Raw genomic sequence first — 23,525 nt, 5'->3', positions numbered from 1 at the left:
CACGGCCACAGGGGTGGGTGGACGATGACGGACGGCACGGCGACGACGACAGACCTCGACATCAGGCTCGAGAAGCACCGCACCGAGCTGACGGGGTACTGCTACCGCATGCTCGGTTCCTCCTTCGAGGCCGAGGACGCGGTGCAGGACACACTGGTGCGGGCCTGGCGGAGCTACGACAAGTTCGAGGGCCGTTCCAGCCTGCGCTCCTGGCTCTACCGCATCGCGACGAACGTCTGCCTGGACATGCTCACGGCGGGCAACAAGCGCGCCCGCCCCATGGACCTCTCGGAGTCGACGCCCCTCGCCCAGGCCGCCCTCTCCCCGCGCCCGGACCACACCTGGCTGGAGCCGATGCCCGACAACCGCATCCTGCCGACCGTCGAGGACCCGGCCGAGGCGGCCGTCGCCAAGGAGACCGTGCGGCTCGCCTTCATGGCCGCCCTCCAGCAACTGCCGCCCAAGCAGCGCGCGGTGCTGATCCTGCGCGAGGTGCTGGCCTGGAAGGCGAGCGAGGTCGCCGAGCTGCTCGACACCTCCGTCGCCTCGGTCAACAGCGCCCTGCAGCGGGCCCGCGCCACCCTCGCCGAGCGGGAGCAGCACGGCGCCGACGCGGCCGTGTCCGACCCGCTGGACGAGGAGCAGCAAAAACTCCTGGAGCGCTATGTGAAGGCGTTCGAGGGGTACGACATGACGGCTCTGACGGCCCTCCTCCACGAGGACGCCATCATGACGATGCCGCCGTTCGACCTGTGGCTGACGGGCCACGACGACATCACCGGTTTCATGACGACCCTGGGCTCGGCCTGCGAGGGCTCCCGCCTGATCCCGGTTCAGGTCAACGGCCTGCCGGGGTTCGCCCAGTACAAGCCGGACCCGGAGAAGGGCGGTTACGCCCCGTGGGCGGTCCAGGTGCTGGAGATCTCAGACGGCCGGCTCACCGGGTTCCACTTCTTCCTCGACACCCAGCGCTGGTTCCCCCTGTTCGGTCTGCCCCTCCACCTCGAAGCGGAGGCCGACGAGGTCAAGGAGGGCGTATAGCGCGGGGTCGGGGTCGCGCAGCCTGATCCGGCCCCCGGCCCGCCGGGCCGCGAGCTGGAGCCGGGCGAGCAGGTCGACGGTGCCGAGCCCCGGCGGCCCGAGCCCGGCGACATCGCACACCACGACCCCGGCCCGGGTCGTCCGCAGCAGCGCCCGCACCTCGTCGCCCAGCCCCGTCACCTCGTCCCGGGTGACGGGGCCGGCCAGCACGAGTACAGCGGGTGTCATGGCGTCCACGATCGGTAGACCTGGCGGGCGGGCACAACTCATCGGCCCCGGCGCGAGGACAGCTGTCTCGGCGCGGACAGAATCACGTTGACCTGCGGGCCGCCTTCCCCCGAGGGTTACCTGTATGCGCCACCCATCAGCACCTCCCCGGATATGTCACGCCCTCCTCACCCTCGGGGAGTGCCCGTGCAGGGAGTGCTGACCGGCTTCGCGGTGATCGCGGTGGTGATCGGGGTCGGCTGTCTCATCGGCCTGCGCGGGTACCTCGGCGACCAGGGCCGGGAGGTCCTGACCAAGCTCGCCTTCCATGTCGCCTCCCCCGCCCTGCTGTTCACCACGCTCGCCAGGGCCGACCTGTCGGTGATCTTCTCCAGCCGCCTGCTGGTGACCGCGCTCAGCACGGCAGCGGCGGCGGGCGTCTTCGTGTCGGTGGGTGTCGTACGGGGCTGGGGCGTCGGCCGCACGACGATCGGCGCGCTGTGCTCGTCCTACGTCAACTCCGGCAACCTCGGCATCCCGATCGCGGTGTACGTCCTGGGCGACGCCTCGCTCGTGGCGCCGGTGCTGCTGTTCCAGTTGGTGGGGGTCACCCCGGTCGCGCTGACGGTCCTGGACCTGGCGTCGGGCGCGGGCTCCGGCGAGAAGCGCCCGCTGTGGCGGAGACTGCTGACCCCGCTGCGCAATCCGATCGCGGTCGGCTCGCTGGCCGGGGTCGCGGTCTCGGCGGCGGGCCTGAAGGTGCCGGCCCCCGTGATGGACCCCCTGACCCTCATCGGCGGCATGTCGGTCCCGGCGGTCCTCCTCGCCTTCGGCATCTCCCTGTGCGGCAGCACGATGCCCGGCCGGGGCCCGGACCGGCAGCTCGTCCTGCTCTCGGTCGCGCTGAAGTCGGTGGGGCAGCCGGCGGTGGCGTGGGTGTTGGCGGCCGGCGTCTTCGGCCTCCACGGAGCCCAACTCCTCGACGTGGTGGTGACGTCAGCCCTGCCGGCCGCCCAGAACCTGTACACCTACGCGTCGACCTACGGGGTGGGTGAACGCCTGGCCCGCGACTCGATCCTGGTGTCGACGGTGCTGTCGGTGCCGGTGCTGGTGGTCGTGGCGGCGCTGCTCGGGTGACTCACGTCTCGGGGAACTCGCCGGTGTCGATGACAAGGTCGAACGGCGCCGGGATGGTGAGCAGCTCACCGAACTTGGCGACGGCCAGCGGCCGGTAGACCTCTCCCTGGGGCTCTCCGTAGAGGGTCGCGGTGGGACCTTCGGGCGCCCAGCGATCGACGAGGAGATAGAGGGGGATGCCGGCGGATGCGTAGGCGGCCGGCTTGCTCACACGGTCGTGGCGAGCGTTCTTCCTGGAGGTGACCTCCACGACGAGTTCGGCCACGGCGCCCGGCAGATAGGTGTCCGCCTCGGTGCACTCCTGGACCGGGGCGACCAGGATGTCCGGGATGAACATGCCGAGCCGCGAGGGGACGGCGATGGCCTGTGTCTGGAAGATCTCCCAGTCTTCGGGGATCACGGAGTACAGGCGACGCTGGATGCGGGCCGCGATCACGTTGTGACGGGGTGCGGGAGCAGGTGACACGGTGATGATCCCCTCGATGATCTCCACCTTGCTGCCCTCGGGCCAGTCCATCTCCTCCCAGAACCGGACGAGGTCGTCCCAGCTCTGCTCGGGGTCGTGGCCCACGGTGAGTGCGCTCATGGCGGTCTCCCTCGGTTGCGTCACCGATCCCAGCATGCCGAACGGGACCGGCGGCGGTCCACCGATCCCGTTCACCCGAAAGGGGAAATGCCTGGTCAGGCGATACGTTCCAGCACAACGGGCGACGCCGTGAACGTCGTACCCGCCGCCCCGATGTCGTAGGACCCCTCGATCGACTGGAGCGCGTACTCGAAGCGTTCCGGGGTGTCCGTGTGGAGGGTCAGCAGGGGCTGGCCCTCGGTGACCGTGTCGCCGGGCTTGGCGTGCAGCTCCACGCCCGCGCCCGCCTGCACCGGGTCCTCCTTGCGGGCCCGGCCCGCGCCGAGGCGCCAGGCGGCCACCCCGATGCCGTAGGCGTCGAGACGGGTCAGGACGCCCGCGGAGGGTGCCTTGATGACGTGCTGCTCGCGCGCCACCGGCAGTTCCGCGTCCGGGTCGCCGCCCTGCGCCGCGATCATCCGGCGCCACACGTCCATCGCCGTACCGTCGGCCAGCGCCTTCGCCGGATCGGCGTCGCGGATGCCGGCCGCCGCCAGCATCTCGTGGGCCAGCGCGATGGTGAGCTCCACGACGTCCGACGGGCCGCCGCCCGCCAGGACCTCCACCGACTCGCGGACCTCGAGCGCGTTGCCCGCCGTGAGGCCTAGCGGGGTCGACATGTCCGTCAGGAGCGCGACCGTCCTCACGCCGTGGTCGGTGCCAAGGCCCACCATCGTGGACGCCAGTTCCCGCGCGTCCTCGATGGTCTTCATGAAGGCGCCGGTGCCGACCTTGACGTCCAGGACCAGCGAGCCGGTGCCCTCCGCGATCTTCTTCGACATGATGGAGGAGGCGATCAGGGGGATCGCCTCGACCGTGCCGGTGACGTCACGCAGGGCGTACAGCTTCTTGTCGGCCGGGGCCAGGCCGTCGCCCGCCGCGCAGATCACCGCGCCGGTGGTGTCGAGGACGTGCAGCATCTCCTCGTTCGACAGCAGCGCCCGCCAGCCGGGGATCGACTCCAGCTTGTCGAGCGTGCCGCCGGTGTGACCGAGGCCCCGGCCCGAGAGCTGGGGAACCGCCGCGCCGCAGGCCGCCACCAGGGGAGCCAGCGGCAGCGTGATCTTGTCGCCGACGCCGCCCGTGGAGTGCTTGTCGGCGGTCGGGCGGGAGAGGGACGAGAAGTCCATCCGCTCGCCCGAGGCGATCATCGCGGCCGTCCAGCGGGCGATCTCGCGGCGGTTCATGCCGTTGAGGAGGATGGCCATCGCGAGCGCGGACATCTGCTCGTCGGCGACCTCCCCGCGGGTGTACGCGTCGATGACCCAGTCGATCTGCTCGTCGCTGAGTTCGCCGCGGTCCCGCTTGGTGCGGATGACGGAGATGACGTCCATGGCCATGCAGGGCTTTCCTTCCGGGAATTACTTGGTGAGGTGCTCGGGCCCGAAGGCCTGCGGGAGCATCTCGGACAGCGGCAGGATGCCCGCCGGGGTCTCCAGGAGCAGGTCCGGGCCGCCGAACTCGTAGAGCAGCTGACGGCAGCGGCCGCAGGGGACGAGGACCTCGCCCCGGCCGTCCACGCAGGTGAAGTGCGTGAGCCGGCCGCCCCCCGTGTTGTGCAGCTCCGCGACCAGACCGCACTCGGCGCACAGGCCGAGGCCGTAGGAGGCGTTCTCGACGTTGCAGCCGGTGATGGTGCGGCCGTCGTCGACCAGGGCGGCGACGCCGACCGGGTAGCCGGAGTACGGGGCGTACGCCCGGGACATGGCGTCCCGGGCCCGCTCGCGCAGGGCGTCCCAGTCGACGTCGGACCGCGGGGTCACTTGCCCTGGCCCTTCCGGTAGCGCATGCCGTCCGCCTTGGGCATCCGCAGGCGCTGCGCGGACAGCGACAGCACCAGCAGGGTGACGACGTACGGGGTGGCGCCCACGAAGTCGCTCGGGACCTCGTCGGTGAGCAGGTACCAGACCAGGACGCCCGCGGCCACCAGGAGGCTGATGCCGCCCTGCCAGTGCGCCTTCTTGTACAGCTTCCAGCCTGCCATCGCCAGGAGCAGCACGAACAGCAGGAGCAGCAGCGCGTGGACGGTCTCGCCGCCGTTGCGCAGCTGGAGCGCGTCGGAGTAGCCGAACAGGCCCGCGCCCATGGCGAGGCCACCGGGCCGCCAGTTGCCGAAGATCATGGCGGCGAGACCGATGTAACCGCGTCCGCCGGTCTGGCCTTCGAGGTACGTGTGCGAGGTGACCAGGGCCAGGAAGGCACCGCCGAGGCCGGCGAGGCCGCCGGAGACGGCCACGGCCATGTACTTGTACTTGTAGACGTTGACGCCGAGGGACTCCGCGGCGATCGGGTTCTCGCCGCAGGACCGCAGGCGCAGGCCGAACGGGGTGCGCCACAACAGCCACCAGCTGCCGACGAACAGCACGGCCGCGATGACCGTCACCACGGACAGGTCGGTGACCAGGCCGCCGAGGATGCCGGCGATGTCGGAGATCAGGAACCAGTGGTGGTTCTCGATGGAGTGCAGTCCGCTGGACAGGCCCGGTACGTCGAAGTTGGGCAGCGAGTCGACGGGCGGGGACTGCTTGGGGTTGCCGCCCGCTTCCGCCGCCTTGCCGTCCACGAAGAACAGCTTGGCGAGGTACTGCGTGGTGCCGAGCGCGAGAAGGTTGATCGCCACACCGGAGACGATGTGGTCGACGCCGAAGGTGACGGTCGCGACCGCGTGCAGCAGACCGCCGACGACGCCGAAGCCGACACCGCACAGCAGGCCGAGCCAGGGGCTGGACTGCCAGCCGATCCAGCCGGCGCCGAAGGTGCCGAGGATCATCATGCCTTCGAGGCCGATGTTGACCACGCCGGAGCGCTCGGACCACAGACCGGCGAGACCGGCGAGACCGATCGGCACGGCGAGGCTGAGGGCCGCGGAGACCTGGCCCTCGGAGGTGAGCTGGTCGGAGCCGGAGATGACCCGGACCGCGGCGACGAGCAGCAGCGCACCGGCGACGATCATCAGGATCTGGCCGAGCGAGCGGCCCGACCGGGTGGCGGTGTCCGCCTTGGGGGCCGCGGGGGGCGGCGTGTCGGTCATCGTGGCAGTCATCACGCCACCTCCTGCTTCTGGGTCGGGGTGGCGGCCTGGGCGGCGAGCTCGGCGCCGACCCGCTGCTGCTGACGCTTGAGTCCGTAGCGTCGTACGACCTCGTAGGCGATGACGACGCACAGGACGATGACGCCCTGGATCACGCCGAGGATCTCCTTGTCGTAGCCCTCGAACTCCAGGTGGTTGGTGGTGCGCTCCAGGAAGCCCCACAGCAGGGCACCCAGCGCGATGCCGACCGGGTTGTTGCGGCCGAGCAGGGCGATGGCGATACCGGTGAAGCCGATGCCGACGGGGAAGTCGTTGCTGAACTGGTGGCTGTCGTTCAGCAGGGTCGGCATGCCGATCAGGCCGGCCACCGCGCCCGAGATCAGCATGCTGGTGGCGACCATCTTCTTCACCGAGACACCGCTCGCGGAGGCCGCGGACTCGGACTGTCCGACGGTGCGCAGGTCGAAGCCGAACCGGGTGCGGCCGAGCACGAACCAGTACGCGATACCGATGATCACGGCGATGACGATGAAGCCCCACAGCTCGCCCGACGCGCCGGTGTCGATCTGGAAGAAGTACGACGACTCCGGCAGCGGACTGGTCGAGACGACGGTGCCGCCGGCCTGGAGTTCGGCGAGCTTTCCGGGCTGGAGCAGGTAGGCGATGATCGCGGTGGCGATCGCGTTGAGCATGATCGTCGAGATGACCTCGCTCACGCCGCGGGTCACCTTCAGAACGCCCGCGATGCCCGCCCACACGGCGCCGGTGGCCATGGCGCACAGGATGATCAGCGGGATGGAGATCCAGCCCGGCGTGGTCAGCGCGCCACCGAGGACGGCTGCGAAGAACGCGGCGATGCGGTACTGGCCGTCGACGCCGATGTTGAACAGGTTCATCCGGAAGCCGATGGCCACCGAGACGCCCGCCAGGTAGTACGTCGTCGCCTTGTTGAGGATGTAGACCTGGCTGTCGCTGGCGGAGCCGTAGGTCAGCATGTCGCTGAACGCGGCGCCCGGGTTCTTGCCGGTGGCGAGGATCACCAGGGTGGTGACGACGAGCGCGGCGACGACCGCGAGCAGCGGGGCCGCGATGGCGAGGAGCAGCCGCTCCTTGTCGATGCGTTGGGTCAGCTTGTTCATCGGGCGTCGTCCTCGTCGTCCTCGGCGGAGACCGCTGCGGAGTCCCCTGTGGAGCCCTCTGCGTGCTCCAGGTGGCCGGTGACCGCGCCGGTCATGGCGGAGCCCAGCTCCTCGGGGGTGATGGTGGCGGGGTCGGCGTCGGCGACCAGTCGGCCGCGGTACATCACCCGCAGGGTGTCGGACAGGCCGATGAGCTCGTCCAGGTCGGCGGAGATCAGCAGCACGGCCAGGCCCTCGCGGCGGGCCTCGCGGATGTGGTCCCAGATCGCGGCCTGCGCGCCGACGTCCACACCGCGGGTGGGGTGGGCGGCGATGAGCAGCTTGGGCGAGTGGCTCATCTCGCGGCCGACGATCAGCTTCTGCTGGTTGCCGCCGGACAGGGAGCCCGCGGTGACGTCGATGCCGGGGGTGCGGACGTCGTACGCCTGGATGATGCGCTCGGTGTCGGTGCGGGACGCCTTGATGTCGAGCAGCTGGCCGCGGGAGTTGGGCCGCTCGGTGACATGGCCGAGGATGCGGTTCTCCCACAGCGGTGCCTCGAGGAGCAGGCCGTGACGGTGGCGGTCCTCGGGGATGTAGCCGACGCCGGCCTCGCGGCGGCGGCGGGTGGGCGCGTGGGAGATGTCGGTGTCGTCGAGGGTGATCGTGCCGGAGTCGGGGGTGCGGATGCCCATGATGGCCTCGACCAGTTCGGACTGGCCGTTGCCCTCCACGCCGGCGATGCCGAGGACCTCGCCCTTGTGGATGGTGAAGGAGATGTCGTCGAGGATGATCCGCTCGACGCCGTCGAGGTCGGTCTGGGCCAGGCGCAGGCCGTCCAGCTTGAGCAGCGCCACGTCGGTGACCGTGGACTCCTCGGTCTCCGGGGTGGGCAGTTCACTGCCGACCATCAGCTCGGCGAGCTGCTTGGAGGTGGTGCCGGCGGGCTCGACGGTGCCGACGGTGGTACCGCGGCGGATGACGGTGATCTCGTCGGCCACCGACAGGACTTCGCCGAGCTTGTGCGAGATGAAGATGACGGTGAGGCCCTCGGCCTTGAGGTCGCGCAGGTTGTCGAAGAGGGCGTCGACCTCCTGCGGCACGAGGACGGCCGTGGGCTCGTCGAGGATGAGGGTCTTGGCGCCGCGGTAGAGGACCTTGAGGATCTCCACGCGCTGGCGGTCGGCGACGCCGAGCTCCTCGAGGAGGACGTCGGGGCGGACGTTCAGGCTGTACGCGTCGGAGATCTCCCTGATCTTCGCGCGGGCCTTGGCGCCGATGCCGTACAGCTTCTCCGCGCCCAGGACGACGTTCTCCAGGACGGTGAGGTTGTCGGCCAGCATGAAGTGCTGGTGCACCATGCCGATGCCGCGGCCGATGGCGTCGGCGGGAGTGTGGAAGGTGACCGTCTCGCCGTTGACCGTGATGGTGCCCTCGTCCGGCTGCTGCATGCCGTAGAGGATCTTCATCAGGGTGGACTTGCCGGCACCGTTCTCACCGCACAGGGCGTGCACGGTGCCCGTGCGGACGGTGATGTCGATGTCCTTGTTGGCGACGACGCCGGGGAATCGCTTGGTGATGCCGCGCAGTTCGACGGCAGCGGGAGGGCTGGACGCGTTGATGGCGCACTCTCCTCGGGGAAAAGGGGCTGCGTAGGGGAGGGCAGGCGTCGGCGACGCTAGCGCGGCAACTCCATGCTACACGCGTAGAGTTGGCACATTGTTATGGCTCGACGAGGGGGTTGTCGAGGCCCCCTCGTCGAGCCCGGGTTCCGGCGGGAACCGTCAGGTCAGCTGGTCTTGACCGTGATGGTGCCGTCGACGATCTTCTTCTTCGCCTCGTCCAGCTTGGGCTGGATGTCGTCGATGAAGCCACCGCTGGTGGACAGGCCGACACCGCCCTTGGCGAGCGAGTAGAGCTGGTTGCCGGTCAGCGGCTTGCCCTCGTGGACGGACTTGACGAAGTCGTAGACGCCGACGTCGACGTTCTTGACCATCGAGGTCAGGATCGAGTTCTTGAACTTGGCCAGACCCGGGATGTTGTACTGGTCCGAGTCCACGCCGATGGCCCAGGCACCCTTGACGCCGGAGACGGCCTCGATCGAGCCGTTGCCGGAGGAGCCGGCCGCGGCGTAGATCACGTCGGCGCCGTTGTCGAGCATGCCGGACGCGGCCTCCTTGCCCTTGGCGGGGTCGGCGAAGCCGGAGAAGTCCGAGCCATGGGTCAGGTACTGGACGTCGACCTTGACCTTGGGGTTGGTGTCCTTGACGCCCTGGGCGTAGCCCGCCTCGAACTTCTTGATCAGCGGGGTGTCCACGCCGCCGATGAAGCCGACGTGGTCCTTCTTGGTCTTCAGCGCCGCGGCGACACCGGCCAGGTAGGAACCCTGCTCCTCGGTGAACGTGATGCTGTCGACGTTCTTGGCCTTCGCGACCGCGTCGATGAGGCCGAAGCTGACCTTCGGGTACTTGGCGGCGACCTTGTCGACCGAGGTGGCGTAGGAGAAGCCGACGGCGACGATCGGGTTGTAGCCCGCGTCGGCGAGGTCGGTCAGGCGCTGCTCGCGGTCGGCCTCGGTGTCGGAGCTCTTGGCGGTCAGCTCCTTGAGGGAGCCGCCGAACTCCTTCTGGGCCTTGTCGGCACCGCGCGCGGCGGAGTCGTTGAAGGAGCGGTCACCGCGGCCGCCGACGTCGTAGGCGAGACCGATCTTGATGCCGCCCTTGCTGCTGCCCGCGGAGGCGGACGAAGAGCTGTCGTCCTCGGAGGAGGTGCTGCCACAAGCGGTGGCAGTCAGTGCGAGAGCTGCGGTGGCGATACACGCAGCGGAAAGCTTGGCTACCCGGCGCACGGGAGGCTCCTTCACCTGACCTGAGCGCCTTGTCGGCGCTTCATGTGAGCACCATGCCAGTGCTCGGGCCCGGACGCCCCTGCGGCGTCGGCTTCGCGGCATCGTAACGCGCGTAGATGTCGGAAACAGACCTCTTCCGAAGCCGTTATCGATTCGAGGCAAACAGCGTCTGAACTGAGGGTCTTCCGGCCTCGCACACCAGGATTGCGAAGAGTGCACGATTGGCTTACGAGCATGTTGCGCCGGGCGGCGGAACGGCCCCCGAAGGGGCCGTTCGTCTCACTTCGCGGCGTCGATCAGTGCGGCGGCCGTGAACATCTCCACGCCTACGGTGATCGCGGACTCGTCGGCGTCGAAGTCGCCCTGGTGGAGGTCGCGCACGGTGCGCTCACCCGGAGTCCGCACCCCGAGGCGGGCCATGGCACCGGGGACGTGCTGCAGGTACCAGGAGAAGTCCTCGCCGCCGAGGCTCTGCTCGGTGCTCTCGATGGAGTCGACTCCGCGCCGAGCCGTCATGGCCGCACGGATCAACGCGGTCACCTCGGCGTCGTTGACGACGGGCGGCACGCCCCGCACGTAGTTGATCTCGGACTTGGCCCCGTGCAGATTGGCGACCTCGTCGATCGCGGCCACGACGACGTCCGGGGCCTGACGCCAGGTGTCGAGGTCCAGGCAGCGCACGGTCCCGGAGAGCTCGGCGTGCTGCGGGATGACGTTGGGCGCGTGCCCCGACTCGATCCGCCCCCAGGTCACGGCGAGCCCGGCCCGGGTGTCGACGCGCCGGCCGACGATGGCGGGCACGTCGGTGACGACGCGGGCGGCGGCGGTGACGAGGTCGGTGGTGAGGTGCGGCCGGGCGGTGTGCCCACCGGGCCCGTCGAGGGCGATCTCCAGGCGATCGCACGCCGAAGTGATCGCCCCGGTCCGCAGCCCGATCTTGCCGGCGTCGACCCGCGGGTCGCAGTGCACGGCGAGGATCTTCCCGACGCCTTCCAGCACCCCGCAGTCGATGGCGTCGGCGGCCCCGCCGGGCAGCACTTCCTCGGCAGGCTGGAAGAGCAGCCGTACGGGCCGCGGAAGCAGCCCCTGCTTGTCGAGCTCGGCGAGGACGAGCCCGGCGCCCAGCACCACGGCCGTATGCACGTCGTGCCCGCACGCATGCGCCCGATCGGGCACGGTCGACCGGTACGAGCACTCGGTCTTCGTGTCCGGGATGGGGAGGCCGTCGATGTCGGCACGCAGGGCGAGCATGGGCTTCTGCCCGTCCCACTCGCCGATGTCACATACGAGCCCGGTCCCGACGCCGAGCACCCGCGGCTTCAGCCCGGCCCGCTCCAGCCGCTCCTTGATCGCCGCGGTGGTGCGGAACTCCTGGTTGCCGAGTTCCGGGTGCATGTGCAAGTCGCGTCGGAAGTGGACGAGTTCGGCATGCAGCGCGTCACTCAGCATCCCGGGGAGCACGGCTTCCCCGGGCAGATCGACCTCGGACTCCAGTGACATCAGTTGCTTCACCCTCTAAAGGGTAGGACGCCGGGGCGACCAACCGACCCGAGATCAACAAAACTTCAACCCTCAGCGGGAAGAAAATTTGGCCGCTCGACGCATGGATGTGGTTTGAGGTGGGTAGGAACCTCGTTTCTCACACATACCATGCTGCGCATACCCCCGGTGGTTCTGTTCATCTGTCGAAACGGGATCGGGACGGGGTTGGGGCGCAGGACCGGAACGGTCACGACCGGATGCCGGGTGACCACGGGGTGTGATCGCGGGGTGCTGAGCAGGGATCTCCGGTGGTGAGGTGCACCCGCGCGGGGCGGTGGTGCAGGCCGGGACAGCGGCGGCGGGGGCACTGACCAGTCTGGGTGGACACGCGCCGAGGAACAAATGTCGTAAGCCCTCGGACACGATTCACCTGGCCGGCCGAGCTCCTCGCCCTCCCAGCACCGCCCACCCTTCCGGCGACTGCCCGATCGTCTGCACCCACAGTCCGCCGACCCTCGGCACCCACGCCCCGCTCGCCGCCGAACCCAGCCGCCGTAGCGCGCTACGCGACCGCGCATCCGGCAACCCCGGCCCACGACTCGACGACCCCGCGCAACCACCCACCCGGCCGCCGCTCTCCCCCGGCCGCCCGTTCGCTTCTCCACCGTGCTGGAGTGAGCCGAGTCAAGGGTGGCCCGCAGGGCCATCGCCGAAGGCGACGCGCGAGCGCCCTTTACTCGGCTCACGGAACCACGACACTGCCAAGGAAGCGGGCGACCCCACGGCCACGTCTAGGCAGCCGCCAGCTCACACCACACGAACTTCCCCCGGTTACGTGTCACTCGGCCCTGAACGGTCGCGCGACTTCATCCACAAGTTGGCCAAGGAGCTGTGAGGCGACCATGTCCACCCCTGACATCTGGCAGAAGTCGAGCTACTCCGGAGGCGGCGAAGGGAACGTCTGCGTGGAGATCACACACCGAACCACCCACGTAGCCGTCCGCGACTCCAAGACCCCGACCTGGGCCACCCTCACCTTCCCGGCCGGAGCCTTCACCGCCTTCCTGGAAGCGCTGAAGTCCCCACACCCCACCCCCCGATGACCGTCAGGGAAACTCCACCCTCCGCCCCGAGCCACCCCGCTAGGGTGCAGCCCGTGAACGCCGAGACCCCCGACTTCATACGGGCCACCCGCACCGCGTACGACACGATCGCCGAGCCCTACACCGAGCAGTTCTCCGACTGGGCCGGCATCCCCACGCTGGACAGAGCCCAGATCACCGGCTTCGCGGAGCTGGTGAAGGAGCAGGGCAAGGGCCCGGTGGCCGACATCGGCAGCGGCCCGGGACACGTGACCGCGGCGCTCCACGAGCTCGGCGTCCCGGTCTTCGGCGTGGACGTCTCCCCGAAGATGGTCGAACTGGCCCGCAGGGCCCACCCGGAGCTCCGCTTCCACGTGGGTTCGATGACGACCCTGGACCTGCCGTCCGAAACGCTGGGCGGAATCACGGCCCTCTACTCGATCATCCACGTCCCGGACGACCACCTCCCGCAAGCCTTCGCGGAGTTCCACCGAGTCCTCACCCCCGGCGCCCACGCCCTGATCGGCTTCCAGTACGAGCCGGGCGGCACCCACATGCACCTGGACGAACGCTTCGGCCACCGGATCTCCCTGGACTACTGGTTGCGCACACCGGAGTCCGTCGCCGAGCCCCTCACCGAGGCGGGCCTCCAGGTGATCGTCCGAGTACTACGAGAGCCCCTGGACGACGAAAAACTGTCCCGCGCCTATCTCGTGGCGAGGAAACCCGTATAGGGATCGCGGAAGGGGCCGGCATCACCTCCCGGCCCCGGCCTCTTGCCGACGCGGCCTGCTCCGGCATCCGGCACTCATAAGCAGGAGTTTCACCAAATCTGAGGCATCACCACGCCCAGCAGCAACTCCTGCGACGCAGGAGGTTGGACGAGGCTCATTGCCCGGTCATTGGTGACGCTGCTGCGACGGACTCACGATTGGATCAGAGCGAACCTGTCCTCTCAAGCCGTCGTGGAGGCGCTGTGTTCCAGCAGGGCGCCAGTAAGCGCAGCGCCACGGGGCCGATGCGAGCGCGGGAACCGCGAACAGAGAAAACCGGTTCCGCCGGCGGTGGTTCGCTATGGCAGGAGCTGGCCATTGGGTCCAACGCATCGCAGGCGATGGATCGTGCTGGTTCGGCGTGGCCACTGCATGTGCAACCCAAACTGACGATGAGCACGCCCGACGACCCGTTGGAGCAAGAGGCGGACCGATCCGCGGAACGGGCCGCCAGCACGGAGATCCGGTCAGCAGTCCAGCCGGTATCGGTCTTGTCGCGCGCCGCTGTTCCGGGCGTCAGGACGAAGCCGACTACCCAACTGGATTCCCGTATCGCCTCAACAAGTGGAGGCCGCCCCCTGCCGGGCAAATTACGCCGCGACATGGAGGCTGCGTTCGACGTGGACTTGTCCGCCGTCCGGCTGCATGACACCCAGCAAGAGCGCACCGACGTCGAAAGCATCGGGGCCCGCGCCTTCACCCACAAGCACCACATCTGGCTGGGGCGTGAGGTGAGGGATGACGACCGAGATCTGATGGCTCATGAACTCACACATGTCATCCAGCAGGGCACCACCGCGCGGCGCCCCAAGCGCAGCGAGTCGCAGGCTCGGCCCGATGTCACTGCCGACAGCCGCGCACCCAATATTCAGGGGGCCTGGTACAACGTCAGCATCCCGTTCACGGAGTACGAGTTCGACCCCTCCTGGAGCGGTGTCAAGACAGCCGTCGGACTGGTGAAAGATGTCGCCGTCGACGTCGGGCATGGGATCGGTACCGCGGCCGAAAAAGCCTTGGACGTCGGAAAGGTGCTATGGCAGGTCACCAAGGTGCTCTACAACGGTGCTGTTCATGCCTTGATCATGCTCATCGAAGCACCCGGCAAAGCTCTGGAGTACATCAAGGAATTCGTCGCTGGTCTCGTCGCGAAGGCTCCCGGCAAGTTGCAGGAGGTGCTCGCCGAGCACCTAGCACCGCGCCTCGGCAGTCCAGCGGACACCCCGGCTGGTGCCGTGGCAAGCATCCAGAACAAGGAGGAGCCGACGACGGCGACCGAGCCCGTTCCTGAGACGAGATGGCAGGCCGTGATGCGGCACCTGGGGGTCCGTGTCAGGTATCTGAAGGACAACTGGTGGCAGGTGATCAAGGACGCCGCGCTGGAGATCCTGGTTCCCGGAGTCGCGCTCTACCGCCACTTCCCAACAATGATCGAAGAATTAAGTGAGGCATACCGCAATCTGATGGCTGGCGAGTACAGCTCGAGCTTCGACCACCTGCTGGCCACTGCCCGCGCCGCGATGGCCATCGTCAGCTCGTTCATGGCCCAGGTTTCGATCGCAGCCTTCATCATCGGTTCGATCATCGGGACGCCGATTGTTGGCGTGGCCGCCCTGGAGACCATCGGGTTGGTCGTGATCACGGCGGACGCATCGATCCAGCTCCTCTCCTTGGGGCAGTCGATCGATAACCTTGATCGGCCGCGGAGTCCTGAGCAACACGAGACCGACTACGGACTGATCGCCGACTCGAGCATCGCCCTCGCGATTCTCCTCACTCTGCTCGCTCTCGGTGCAATCACGAGTGCGGCAGTGGAGGCCTTGCTGCGGCGCTTCCCAGGCATCACTGCCACCTTCGAGTCGGCGCGCACGCGCATCCGAGCTCGCCTCGGTCGCGGTGCCAAGGTCCCCGAGTCGCCGAAGCCGTCCGAACTGCGGGCCGTCGAGGCAACCATCCAGCGCGTGCCCGCCGCGTCGGAATATCCCGTGCGCGCCAGCTTGACGACCGAACAGCAACTGGCGTTCGACCGCTGGATCGCCGAGCGGATCAAGGAGGGCCTCGCCGACGGCAGATCGCTCGGCGACATCCGCGCCCATAACGATGCCGCGCTGGCTGGCAAGGATCCGGCCGCTGTGGCGCGGATGCTTAAGCAGCGGCAGATTCCTTGGGTCCAGGAACAGGAAGCGCAAGCGCGCCGGGCCAACACCCTACGTGAGGGAAACCCTCTCGATCCGAAAAGGGCGAACGGGCCCGTCGATCGGGGTGGTGACGTTTCCATCCGTTGGGATAAAACGGAGCCCTCAGAAATCGCCCAAGCACAGCGCCTCGCCGAAAGGACCGGCGAGCACGTCGAGTTGTTCGGGGACAATTACGAAGGCATAGACGGAACCATCGGAAAGCCGCCGCGGCCCCTCCAGCTCAAGGCGGACCCTGCGGCTGACGCAAACCCCGCAGAGATGGCACAGAAGGCGCTAAAGAATGCCAAGGGCGCTCCCTACACGCGGGTCGAAGTCAGCATCGAGGCCCCTGCTGTCACCCGAGCCCAGGCACGAAAAGCATTTTCCAGAGTGAATCCCAAAACCATCACTGATGGCACTTCCGTAAGCCGTGTCCGGGTCTGGTGCAAGGACGGCGTCTACGAGCCCACCTCATTCACACCGGTGCCGATTCCGCCACATCTGGACGATCCCGATGGCCAGTCCCCGTAGTACGCAGTTGCAGACGCTGGTCGGCGCTGACCTGCCGGATCCGTACGTGTCGTGCAGGTCTCCTGAACACCGGCGACGGGGAGATGCACGGCATCGAGGTGCAGGCCGTCGGACCACGGAACATCGACAGCCTCAACCGGCTTGCCCGCGGCGACGTCAGGTCCCGGCTACCCAAGGGCGGCGCGGTCGCGCGGGTGCCGCGCCGCAACACGGTGCGCTCCACCCGCACCGTCACCGATGTGGCAGGCAAGCGGCAGCTGACATCGTCGCTGGCCCGGGCAGTCAAGCGGCGCATCGTCTCAGGCGTCTCCCGGCTGTATCCGGTGATCGCCGAGGCCGCCGCGAACGGCGGGCGGATCGGCTTCACGGTGCGGGCGCTTCGCAGCACGTTCACCCACGACTCCGGCCGGCTCGCCGACTCCCCCGGGTGCGCCGCAGCGTGGTCCAGCGCCAGGACGGGACCGAGGAGCGCGCGGACGTCGGCGGCTCCGAAAGCTTCGACCGCGGCCGCAGCCTTGCGCGGCGAGTGACTCGGGCGGCTGGAGCGGTCGTACATGCTGGCCCATCCCAGCAGCCTTAGCAGTCCGCCCCCGCTCGACGGTGGTGTGGCTGACCTGGAACCGCTCGGCTGCCCGACGCAACGGACACCTGTCCTCGACCACACACCAGGCCAGACGCAGTCTGCCGGTCGGCGTCAGCGGGGCATTACGGTGGCGCATGAGGGCCGCCTGCCATCGGCCGGTCGATGCCGTAATCCCCACCGAATCCAGAAGGCCCTCACCCATGCAAGACCCGCGTGCCGTCACCAACGTGCCCGAACAGCACACCAGATCGGGCAGAGGTCAGCAGACGATTGCGTCGGCGGCCTGAGGTTGTCCCCTGATGTGCGGTCGCGGAGGCGCCGAGGCTGCGTTGTCCGAGGTCAAGAAGGAAGTTCAGTCGCAGTACATCGAGCCGGTCCGGGGCACCCACCGTCAGCTCGACCGGGCTGACGGCATCCGCGCTCTCGGGTGCCACCGTGCAGGCGTCGGCGGCGGGCAGGGCGTGGCTGAGGCAGACGAAAATTGCACTCAGCCCAATTTTTGCTGTTCCGTCAGCTCCGTCGGTGCACAGAAGACGCTCATCGCGATACTGCTGGCCCTTTCGGGTCTCGTAACCGTCCTCGCCGATTTCATTAAAGAAGGCCACTGACTCCTCATTGAAATTGCGATAACAGAATACTTTCCAGTACTGAGTGGCTATTTTGACAGCTCAGCCGGACCTGTCAGCGATACCAGTCCTCTCCCCCGGCGCCCAGGGCACTCCGCAGAAAGCTCTCAAGGGAAGGTGCGATCCAATTCCTGCCGTCCGTTTCATGATCCCAGACGAACACATCATCCCGTTCGGGCGTCCGCACGAAGGCGAATTGATCTCCACCTCCATTGTCACCAAAAAAGAGGAGCGGGTCGAACGGCATGTAGAGATTCCGGAGCTGGTCGTCATTGCGGAGCGAGGTGTTCTCCGCGAGAATCCGCTCGGCCGACCAAACAATCTCCACTCCATACTCGGCATTAATTCCGTCCGTCTCCGCGAGAAGCGATCGAAGTGAGGGCGGAAGCGGCTGCCCAAATCGTTCTTCAATGAGCAGCAAGGCGCCCTCGGAGGCCGGGTCATGCAACTCTACATTGGAAAAATCAAGGGTGATTTCACGCCACATTGGAATCCTCTGACAGTGCTGGACTATCTAATGCGCGGGCTGAACCAATGGCCAAGCATATCATCGACGTGAGTAACGTGATCGAGTACTTGCTGGCGGGTTGGGTTAGGATGTGCGCCGTAAAAGCGATTCCACGCGACGCGTATCTCGCTGAGATGCACTCTGCTGTTTATATCACCCTTCGGGATCCCTCGAAGATTTTCCAAGGAATGGATCTCGTCTGCCGAGAACAACCCGGGGTAACGCTTGAGGATTTGTTGTTCTATGGCATGGTGGACAACGACTTCACCTTCGAGTTTGGGGTTGGCGTTGAAGAACGTTCGCTTGTAGTTGTGGTCCGTGGTGCTGCCGACGGATGCCTCGGTTCGGGCCGGCACCGTCTTGCCCAGTACGGTCTCCTTCTTCTCCGCTGCCTTTTTCGCTGCTTCTTCGCACGGCGTGAGTCCGAGTGGGTCGGCCCAAGCCAGAGGGTTCTCCACATAAGCAGCCGGGTTAGGGGCCGGGGTGAGGCCCAGCGGGTCTGGCGTTGTGTACCGCGCGGTCTCAGGGTCGTAATGCCGGAAGTAGTTGTAGTGGAGACCGGTTTCAGGGTCGAAGTACTGGCCCGGGAAGCGGAGGGGGGTGTAGGCGGTGCTGTCCGCAGCCCAGGCTGTTGTACCCCAGAGGGTGCTCCGTTTATGCCACGCGATATCGCCCTGCTCGTCGATGAGTTCTGTCGGCGTGCCGACCAGGTCCGTGACGATGGCGAAGAAGCGGGAGTCGATCTCCTGCTGCGGGGCGTCGGCGGTTGCGATGCGTTCCGTCTGGGTCAGCGGGTGCAGGCCCTGGTGGTCCCATGTCAGGGTGACCGGGTCAGGGTGGGACGGGGACCTCGTCGTCTGTTCGCAGAGGGTCGTGCCGTCCCAGGTGAAGTCCACCTGTTCCAGGACCGATTCGCCGTCCGGGGCGAGGCGTTGCTTCGCGATCCTGCGGCCCAGCGGGTCGTAGAGGTAGCGCCACCTCGTGCCGTCCGGGGTTGTCACCGCCCGCAGACGGTCCTCCGCGTCCCACTCGTAGCGCCAGGTGTCCGGCTTGCGGGAGAGGCGGGTTTTCCGGCGGAGGGTGATGCGGCCCGCTGCGTCGTGTTCGTAGCGGACGTTTCCCGCGCGGGTGATGCGGGTGCCCACGTACTCGCGGGTGCCGGTCGATTCGCTGCTCGGGTGCTCGGCCGGCCAGGACGCTGAAGTCTGGTTGCCCGCCTCGTCGTACGCGTACGTCTCCGTCCAGTTCGTGGCGTGGACTGCGGTCACCCGCCCTGCCGCGTCCAGGTCGAAGTGGCTTGTGCCGTTCAGGTGGTCGTCGATGGCCGTGAGGTTGCCGTCGGCCCGGTAGGTGTACGCGCGGTGCTGGAGGCGGTTGCCGGTGGGGCCGACCAGGTCCTGTTTCGTCAGGCGGCCCAGAGGGTCGAAGGACTGGGTGAGGGTCACCGACTCGCCTATGTGACGGGCCAGTTCGCGGCCCGCCTCGTCGTGCGTGAAGGTGAGGGTGCGGCCCGAGACCACCATGCCGGTGCGGTTGCCCGAGGCGTCGTAGGACCACGTCGTCGTCGCACCGGTGGGGGTGGTGCGGCCCGTTCGGCGGCCCAGCTCGTCGTAGGTGCAGGTGAGCGTGCGGTCGTTCACCGTCTCCGACAGCACCCGGCCCGCCTCGTCCCGGTGAAGCCTCAGGACCGCGTCCGGGCCCGTCGCCTCCACCAGGGCGCCCGCCGGGTCGTAGGCGTATGTCGTGACCGCCCCGGCCGCCTCCTTGCGGATCACCCGGCCCAGAACGTCACGGGAGAAGGTGATCGGGTCGCCGGATGCCGTCGTACTGGCACTCAGTTGGCCTGCCGGGTCGTGCGCGTAGGTCAGGGTGCGGTCGTCGAAGTCCGTCTCCGCGATCAGGCGGCCCGCCGGGTCGTATGCGTAACTCCACGTCAGGCCCTGCGGGTTCACCACCTTCGTCAGGCGCAGTTCCGTGTCGTGGGTGAACTCGTAGCGCACGCCGTCCGGGCCGGTGCGGGCGGCCAGCAGGTCGAAGTGCGTGTACTCGTAGCGGGAGACCGCGCCCGACGCGTCCGTGTGGGCGGTGCAGTTGCCTTCGCCGTCGTACGTCCAGGACTCCGTCGAGCCGTCTGCGGCCCTACGGCGGGACATGCGGCCCTCCACCGTCCATTCCAGGGCCGTCACCGCACCCGTGGGGTCGGTGATCCTCACCGGTCGGCCGAAGGCGTCGCGTTCGTAGCGGGTCACCGCGCCCAGGGGGTCGGTGATCTCCAGGGGCAGGCCCGCCGCGTCGCAGCGCACCCGTGTGGTGTCCCCGAGGGCGTTGGTGACGGACTCCAGATGGCCCCGGTCGTCGTATGTGAAGCGGGTCGTCGTCCCCGACGCGTCGGTCACCGCCGTGCGGTTGCCGAACTCGTCGAAGTGCTGCACGACATGGCTGCCGTCCGCGCCGGTCACCGCGACCGGTAGTCCCTGGTCGTTGTACGCGACGCTGCTGTAGCGGCCGTCCGGGCGGACCGCCAGGACCGTGCGACCCGCCTCGTCGTAGGCGTAGCTCACCGTGCGGCCCAGTGGGTCGGTGACCGTGAGGGGGCGGTGGGCGCGGTCGTGGGTGGTGTGGGTCGTGGCGCCGTCCGGGGTGGTCACCGCCGTCACCTGTACGTCGCTGTTGATCTCGTACCGCGTGTCGTGGCCCAGGGAGTCGACCGCCGTGACGATCCGGTTGCCGGTCGCCGGGTCCGGGTCGCCGTAGGTGTACGTGTAGCTCAGGTGGCCCGCCTCGCCGCCCTGGGAGACGCAGCGGTCCTCGTCGTCGTAGGCGTAGTGGTACGACGAGTTGTTCGTGTCCGTCCATGCCGTGATCCGGCCGGACGGGTCGTTGGTGAAGCGGGTCGGCAGGCCGGAGGAGTTCGTCACCGTGGCCAGGTGGCCCTGGTCGTCGTAGCCGAAATGGACTAGCTCGGTGCCGTCGGCCAAATGGAGGGCCGTGATGCGGCCGGCCTCGGTCGTGATTCTCAGGTCGTATCCGGCCGAGTGCACGATCCCCGTGGGGGCGCCCTCGTCGCCGTACTCGAAAGTCAGCCACTGCTGCCCCGACCGGTCGATGATCTGGGAGAGCAGGGCGATGCCGTTGCCGTCGCCGCCCGGGCCCGCGAAGTCCCAGAGACGGCCGGTTTCCGGGTCGGTGACGGTGTAGTCGCCGTACGCGTCCACCGCCAACGGCCAGGAAGTGCCCGCGAGAGGCATCACCGGTACGCCGGGCGCCGGGTGGGGGTAGGCCAGCAGCGAGCCGTCCTCGCGGACGAGGACGACTCCCTCGGCGTCGATCTCCAGGCGCTGGTCGGCCGTCGACGTCCAGCACGGGCCGAACCAGCGGCCCGACCGGTACGACGACTCGAACTGGCGGGAGAACACCAACGGAAGCCGGGCGGGGAGCGTCACGTCCGTCTGGGGCAGGGACATGCGTCCGGTGGCCATGTCGATCGGGTCGCTGCCGAACAGCTTGCACTTCAGTTCCCGGGCGACGTCCGTGAGGCCGCGTCGTGTGCCCTCGCGCGCTGCTCCCGTCGCCGCGTCCTTGGCCGCCCCCCGCAGCGCGTCCTTCAGCGCCGCTCGGCCCACACCCCCCGCGCCCCTCCCGCCGATCAGGTTCGAGAGCAGATATCCGGCCGCGTCCCCCGGGTCACTCGACCACCCCGTCCCCAGCAGCGACATCGGCAGCCGCTCCGGATGCGCCGCGGTCCCCACCAGGCCCGCCAGCAGCAGCTGTGAGTTCTTCGACCACTCACCGGGGTGGGTGAGGTTGTACGGGTCCAGGGGGTTGACCGTGCGGGCGAGTTTCAGGACGTCCGTGCCGCCTCGCAGGAGGCCGCCCAGGACGTGGACCGAGTTGAGCTGGGTGCCGACGAACAGGTCCGCCGCGCCCGCGCCCAGGCGGTCGGTGAACTCCGGTTTCGGCGGGGCCGTTTCCAGGGCGGCGGCCATCGTGCGGCGGGCGTCCTGCGCCACGTCCGTGCGCTGGCGGCGGGCGCGGGAGAGGATCTCCTGCGCTTCCTCGCGCCCCGCCGTGCCAGGGTCGACGAAGTCGCCCGGTTTCGTCGGCTTGACGCCCGGGTCGCCGCCCGCCTCGGCCGTCGCGTTGTAGCGGTCGGCCGCCTGGTTGTACGCCGTCACGTTCGCCTTGTACGCGTCCGCCGCCCGTCGCGAGGCGTCCTGCGCGGCCCGGTACTTCTCGATCGCCACCCGCGCCTGCTCCTGCGCCCAGCGCACCGTGTCCGCGTACGCCTCCAGCGCTGCCGCCGCCGACGTGCACGCGTCCGCCGCCGTCAGCCACTGCTTGGGCTGTACGTCGAACTTCGCGCGGAACGCGTCCGCTGCCTGGCCCCGCCACTCGCCCGGGTCCAGCGAGCGCATGCCCTGGCCGACGTTCTCGAAGGCGGCCGCGAACTTCCGCAGGTGCTCTGCGCGTTCGCGGAGCGCCGGTTCGCTGCCGTGGACCAGTTCCCTCGGGTCCTCGGTCTCGCCCAGGGCGCGTTCGGCGACCGTGCCGCCCAGGCGGTTGTTGACGCTCTCGCCGAAGTCGCGGACCTTCTCGGCCGCCCCGTCCGCGCCCACCTCCGACAGCAGGCCGGCCGTCTTGTCCGTGCCCCAGTCGACCGCCTCGCCGACACCCTTGTTCAGGCCGTCGGCCGCGCTCTCCAAGCCGTCGCCGAGGCCGTCGACGAAATCCCCGAAGCCCATCAGCGCTCGCCCTCCCCGTCCGAGGACGCGGAAGGAGGCCCGCTCCACTGCCAGTCCGTGCGCGGATCGAAGAGCGCGTCCGGCGTCACCGTCGACGTCTCCACGTCCTCCGCCGCCTGCGACCAGGCCGCCTTCACCTCGTCCTGGCCCGACGTGAAGGACTCCGCGCTGTAGTCGGCGTTCGCCACCTGGCTGACCGGGTTGTCCTTCAGCGTCTCCGACCAGGAACGTTCCTTCACCTCGTCCGGGGAGAGGTACGGGTTGCCCGTGCCGGCCGTCCACACCGTCTTCAGGGTGTCGGAGACGTACTGCTCCTGCTCGTGGTAGATCCCCGCCGACAGGCCCAGCCGGCCCGCGAACTCGTTCGCGTCCTGCATCAGGGAGCGCACGCCCCAGCCCCAGCGGTCGCAGAAGTCGGCGAAGACCTGCTGGAGGGCGTCGTCGCCGACCTCCAGGCCGGTCATGGCGAGGTCGTCGAAGCCGCGGCCCAGGTTCGCCTCGATGTCGAAGCCGAACTCCTTCAGCTCCGCCATCGCCTGGTCGATGCCGCGGGTGATCCGTTCCATCGCCTCCGGATCGACCTGGTAGCCGTCGCTCACGCCGCCCCAGCTCCTTCCGGAGAGGCGTCCACGGCGACCGCGTCCGGCACGATCCCCGTCACCGGGGGGAGCACGAAGCCCGTCGGGCTGCCCGCGTCCACCGCGATCCCCGCCGGGCCGTCCACCCTCGGAATCACCTGGTCCAGCAGTCGCGCCCCGTACACCGGCACCCAGTCGGGCACGGCCTCGCCCCGCGCCTCGGCGAACCGTTCCAGCGCAGGGACATCCGTGAACGCAAACAGCCAGCGAACGCCGCCCGCCTCCGCCGACAGCAGCGAGCCGTCGACCACCGGCACCAGGACCTCCCCGCGCCGGAACTCGCCGATCTCCGCCCGTCGTTCCCGCAACGCCTCGGCACTCACGCCAGCCGCCCCCGTCGTAGACCTCATCGAACGTCGCACAAGTGAACGATGATGCT

General features: G+C 68.6%; 19 protein-coding genes and 2 pseudogenes. 6 read left to right on the top strand and 15 right to left on the bottom strand.

Going from position 1 to position 23,525, the window contains the following annotated elements; genetic code table 11:
• Window positions 1-24: 24 nt before the first annotated feature.
• Window positions 25-1,041: a sigma-70 family RNA polymerase sigma factor gene (locus tag IOD14_RS05580; RefSeq protein WP_123991306.1), complete on the top strand. Its 1,017-nt coding sequence runs from the start codon at window positions 25-27 to the stop codon at window positions 1,039-1,041.
• Here IOD14_RS05580 and IOD14_RS05575 read toward each other — a convergent pair.
• On the bottom strand, window positions 925-1,311 hold the full coding sequence (locus tag IOD14_RS05575; protein WP_123991305.1) for an STAS domain-containing protein: 387 nt from the start codon (window positions 1,309-1,311) through the stop codon (window positions 925-927). The genes IOD14_RS05580 and IOD14_RS05575 overlap by 117 nt on opposite strands.
• Before the next feature lie 144 nt (window positions 1,312-1,455).
• On the opposite strand from IOD14_RS05575, the gene IOD14_RS05570 reads away from it, so the two are divergent.
• Entirely contained in the window at window positions 1,456-2,385 is a 930-nt protein-coding gene (locus IOD14_RS05570; RefSeq protein WP_123992842.1) for an AEC family transporter, read from the top strand.
• A 1-nt stretch (window position 2,386) separates the two neighbouring features.
• Here the strand turns inward: IOD14_RS05570 and IOD14_RS05565 are convergent, their stop codons facing one another.
• From IOD14_RS05565 to IOD14_RS05530, 8 genes are all read right to left on the bottom strand, one after another.
• Complete coding sequence (locus IOD14_RS05565) at window positions 2,387-2,971, bottom strand: Uma2 family endonuclease (protein WP_212669787.1); 585 nt, start codon at window positions 2,969-2,971, stop codon at window positions 2,387-2,389.
• Window positions 2,972-3,066: 95 nt separating this feature from the next.
• Complete coding sequence (locus tag IOD14_RS05560; RefSeq protein WP_212673212.1) at window positions 3,067-4,344, bottom strand: thymidine phosphorylase; 1,278 nt, start codon at window positions 4,342-4,344, stop codon at window positions 3,067-3,069.
• Between the two features lie 27 nt (window positions 4,345-4,371).
• The gene (locus IOD14_RS05555) at window positions 4,372-4,773 is read right to left on the bottom strand and encodes a cytidine deaminase (protein ID WP_123991301.1); all 402 of its coding nucleotides are present in this window, start codon (window positions 4,771-4,773) and stop codon (window positions 4,372-4,374) included.
• Window positions 4,770-6,053: an ABC transporter permease gene (locus IOD14_RS05550; RefSeq protein ID WP_123991300.1), complete on the bottom strand. Its 1,284-nt coding sequence runs from the start codon at window positions 6,051-6,053 to the stop codon at window positions 4,770-4,772. Before IOD14_RS05550 ends, IOD14_RS05555 begins: the two co-directional genes overlap by 4 nt.
• Window positions 6,053-7,180 carry an ABC transporter permease gene (locus IOD14_RS05545; RefSeq protein ID WP_123991299.1) on the bottom strand — a complete coding sequence of 376 codons (1,128 nt, stop codon included), beginning with the start codon at window positions 7,178-7,180 and terminating at the stop codon, window positions 6,053-6,055. Before IOD14_RS05545 ends, IOD14_RS05550 begins: the two co-directional genes overlap by 1 nt.
• Window positions 7,177-8,748, bottom strand: a complete 1,572-nt coding sequence (locus IOD14_RS05540; protein WP_174269320.1) for an ABC transporter ATP-binding protein — start codon at window positions 8,746-8,748, stop codon at window positions 7,177-7,179. The genes IOD14_RS05545 and IOD14_RS05540 overlap by 4 nt, the downstream gene beginning before the upstream one ends.
• A 200-nt stretch (window positions 8,749-8,948) precedes the next feature.
• On the bottom strand, window positions 8,949-10,007 hold the full coding sequence (locus IOD14_RS05535) for a BMP family ABC transporter substrate-binding protein (RefSeq protein WP_123991297.1): 1,059 nt from the start codon (window positions 10,005-10,007) through the stop codon (window positions 8,949-8,951).
• 279 nt (window positions 10,008-10,286) lie between these two features.
• Complete coding sequence (locus tag IOD14_RS05530) at window positions 10,287-11,507, bottom strand: M20 family metallopeptidase (protein ID WP_123992841.1); 1,221 nt, start codon at window positions 11,505-11,507, stop codon at window positions 10,287-10,289.
• 884 nt (window positions 11,508-12,391) lie between these two features.
• On the opposite strand from IOD14_RS05530, the gene IOD14_RS05525 reads away from it, so the two are divergent.
• The 4 genes from IOD14_RS05525 (at window position 12,392) to IOD14_RS05510 (ending at window position 16,579) form a co-directional block, all read left to right on the top strand.
• On the top strand, window positions 12,392-12,592 hold the full coding sequence (locus IOD14_RS05525) for a DUF397 domain-containing protein (protein WP_212669786.1): 201 nt from the start codon (window positions 12,392-12,394) through the stop codon (window positions 12,590-12,592).
• Between the two features lie 53 nt (window positions 12,593-12,645).
• The gene (locus IOD14_RS05520) at window positions 12,646-13,305 is read left to right on the top strand and encodes a class I SAM-dependent methyltransferase (RefSeq protein ID WP_212669785.1); all 660 of its coding nucleotides are present in this window, start codon (window positions 12,646-12,648) and stop codon (window positions 13,303-13,305) included.
• A gap of 242 nt (window positions 13,306-13,547) precedes the next feature.
• On the top strand, window positions 13,548-16,049 hold the full coding sequence (locus tag IOD14_RS05515) for a DUF4157 domain-containing protein (protein ID WP_212669784.1): 2,502 nt from the start codon (window positions 13,548-13,550) through the stop codon (window positions 16,047-16,049).
• A gap of 83 nt (window positions 16,050-16,132) precedes the next feature.
• Window positions 16,133-16,579 carry a hypothetical protein gene (locus IOD14_RS05510; protein ID WP_174269215.1) on the top strand — a complete coding sequence of 149 codons (447 nt, stop codon included), beginning with the start codon at window positions 16,133-16,135 and terminating at the stop codon, window positions 16,577-16,579.
• Here IOD14_RS05510 and IOD14_RS44180 read toward each other — a convergent pair.
• The 6 genes and pseudogenes from IOD14_RS44180 to IOD14_RS05485 all read right to left on the bottom strand — a co-directional run.
• A pseudogene (locus IOD14_RS44180) lies at window positions 16,564-16,768 on the bottom strand (leucine zipper domain-containing protein); the annotation flags it as partial. The gene IOD14_RS05510 and the pseudogene IOD14_RS44180 overlap by 16 nt on opposite strands.
• Window positions 16,769-17,123: 355 nt before the next feature.
• Window positions 17,124-17,291, bottom strand: a pseudogene (locus IOD14_RS44855) (hypothetical protein); the annotation flags it as partial.
• 22 nt (window positions 17,292-17,313) lie between these two features.
• A complete protein-coding gene (locus IOD14_RS05500) occupies window positions 17,314-17,745 on the bottom strand; it encodes an SMI1/KNR4 family protein (RefSeq protein ID WP_123991291.1) in 432 nt (143 codons plus the stop codon).
• A gap of 23 nt (window positions 17,746-17,768) precedes the next feature.
• Window positions 17,769-22,508 (bottom strand): putative T7SS-secreted protein, encoded by a 4,740-nt coding sequence (locus tag IOD14_RS05495; RefSeq protein ID WP_249125842.1) that lies wholly within the window; start codon window positions 22,506-22,508, stop codon window positions 17,769-17,771.
• Window positions 22,508-23,107 carry a hypothetical protein gene (locus IOD14_RS05490; RefSeq protein ID WP_123991290.1) on the bottom strand — a complete coding sequence of 200 codons (600 nt, stop codon included), beginning with the start codon at window positions 23,105-23,107 and terminating at the stop codon, window positions 22,508-22,510. The genes IOD14_RS05495 and IOD14_RS05490 overlap by 1 nt, the downstream gene beginning before the upstream one ends.
• The gene (locus tag IOD14_RS05485) at window positions 23,104-23,469 is read right to left on the bottom strand and encodes an SseB family protein (RefSeq protein ID WP_249125841.1); all 366 of its coding nucleotides are present in this window, start codon (window positions 23,467-23,469) and stop codon (window positions 23,104-23,106) included. Before IOD14_RS05485 ends, IOD14_RS05490 begins: the two co-directional genes overlap by 4 nt.
• Window positions 23,470-23,525: the final 56 nt, after the last annotated feature.

The organism is Streptomyces sp. A2-16, from assembly GCF_018128905.1.
Lineage (GTDB): Bacteria > Actinomycetota > Actinomycetes > Streptomycetales > Streptomycetaceae > Streptomyces.
This window is presented reverse-complemented; position numbering and strand designations above follow the sequence as displayed.

Bases quoted from the DNA above. Each gene is read 5' to 3' on its own strand.
- IOD14_RS05580 (WP_123991306.1), top strand. From the start codon at position 25: ATGACGGACGGCACGGCGACGACGACAGACCTCGACATCAGGCTCGAG.
- IOD14_RS05575 (WP_123991305.1), bottom strand. From the start codon at position 1,311: ATGAGTTGTGCCCGCCCGCCAGGTCTACCGATCGTGGACGCCATGACA.
- IOD14_RS05565 (WP_212669787.1), bottom strand. From the start codon at position 2,971: ATGAGCGCACTCACCGTGGGCCACGACCCCGAGCAGAGCTGGGACGAC.
- IOD14_RS05560 (WP_212673212.1), bottom strand. From the start codon at position 4,344: ATGGACGTCATCTCCGTCATCCGCACCAAGCGGGACCGCGGCGAACTC.
- IOD14_RS05550 (WP_123991300.1), bottom strand. From the start codon at position 6,053: ATGACTGCCACGATGACCGACACGCCGCCCCCCGCGGCCCCCAAGGCG.
- IOD14_RS05545 (WP_123991299.1), bottom strand. From the start codon at position 7,180: ATGAACAAGCTGACCCAACGCATCGACAAGGAGCGGCTGCTCCTCGCC.
- IOD14_RS05530 (WP_123992841.1), bottom strand. From the start codon at position 11,507: ATGTCACTGGAGTCCGAGGTCGATCTGCCCGGGGAAGCCGTGCTCCCC.
- IOD14_RS05525 (WP_212669786.1), top strand. From the start codon at position 12,392: ATGTCCACCCCTGACATCTGGCAGAAGTCGAGCTACTCCGGAGGCGGC.
- IOD14_RS05510 (WP_174269215.1), top strand. From the start codon at position 16,133: ATGCACGGCATCGAGGTGCAGGCCGTCGGACCACGGAACATCGACAGC.
- IOD14_RS05500 (WP_123991291.1), bottom strand. From the start codon at position 17,745: ATGTGGCGTGAAATCACCCTTGATTTTTCCAATGTAGAGTTGCATGAC.
- IOD14_RS05495 (WP_249125842.1), bottom strand. From the start codon at position 22,508: ATGGGCTTCGGGGATTTCGTCGACGGCCTCGGCGACGGCTTGGAGAGC.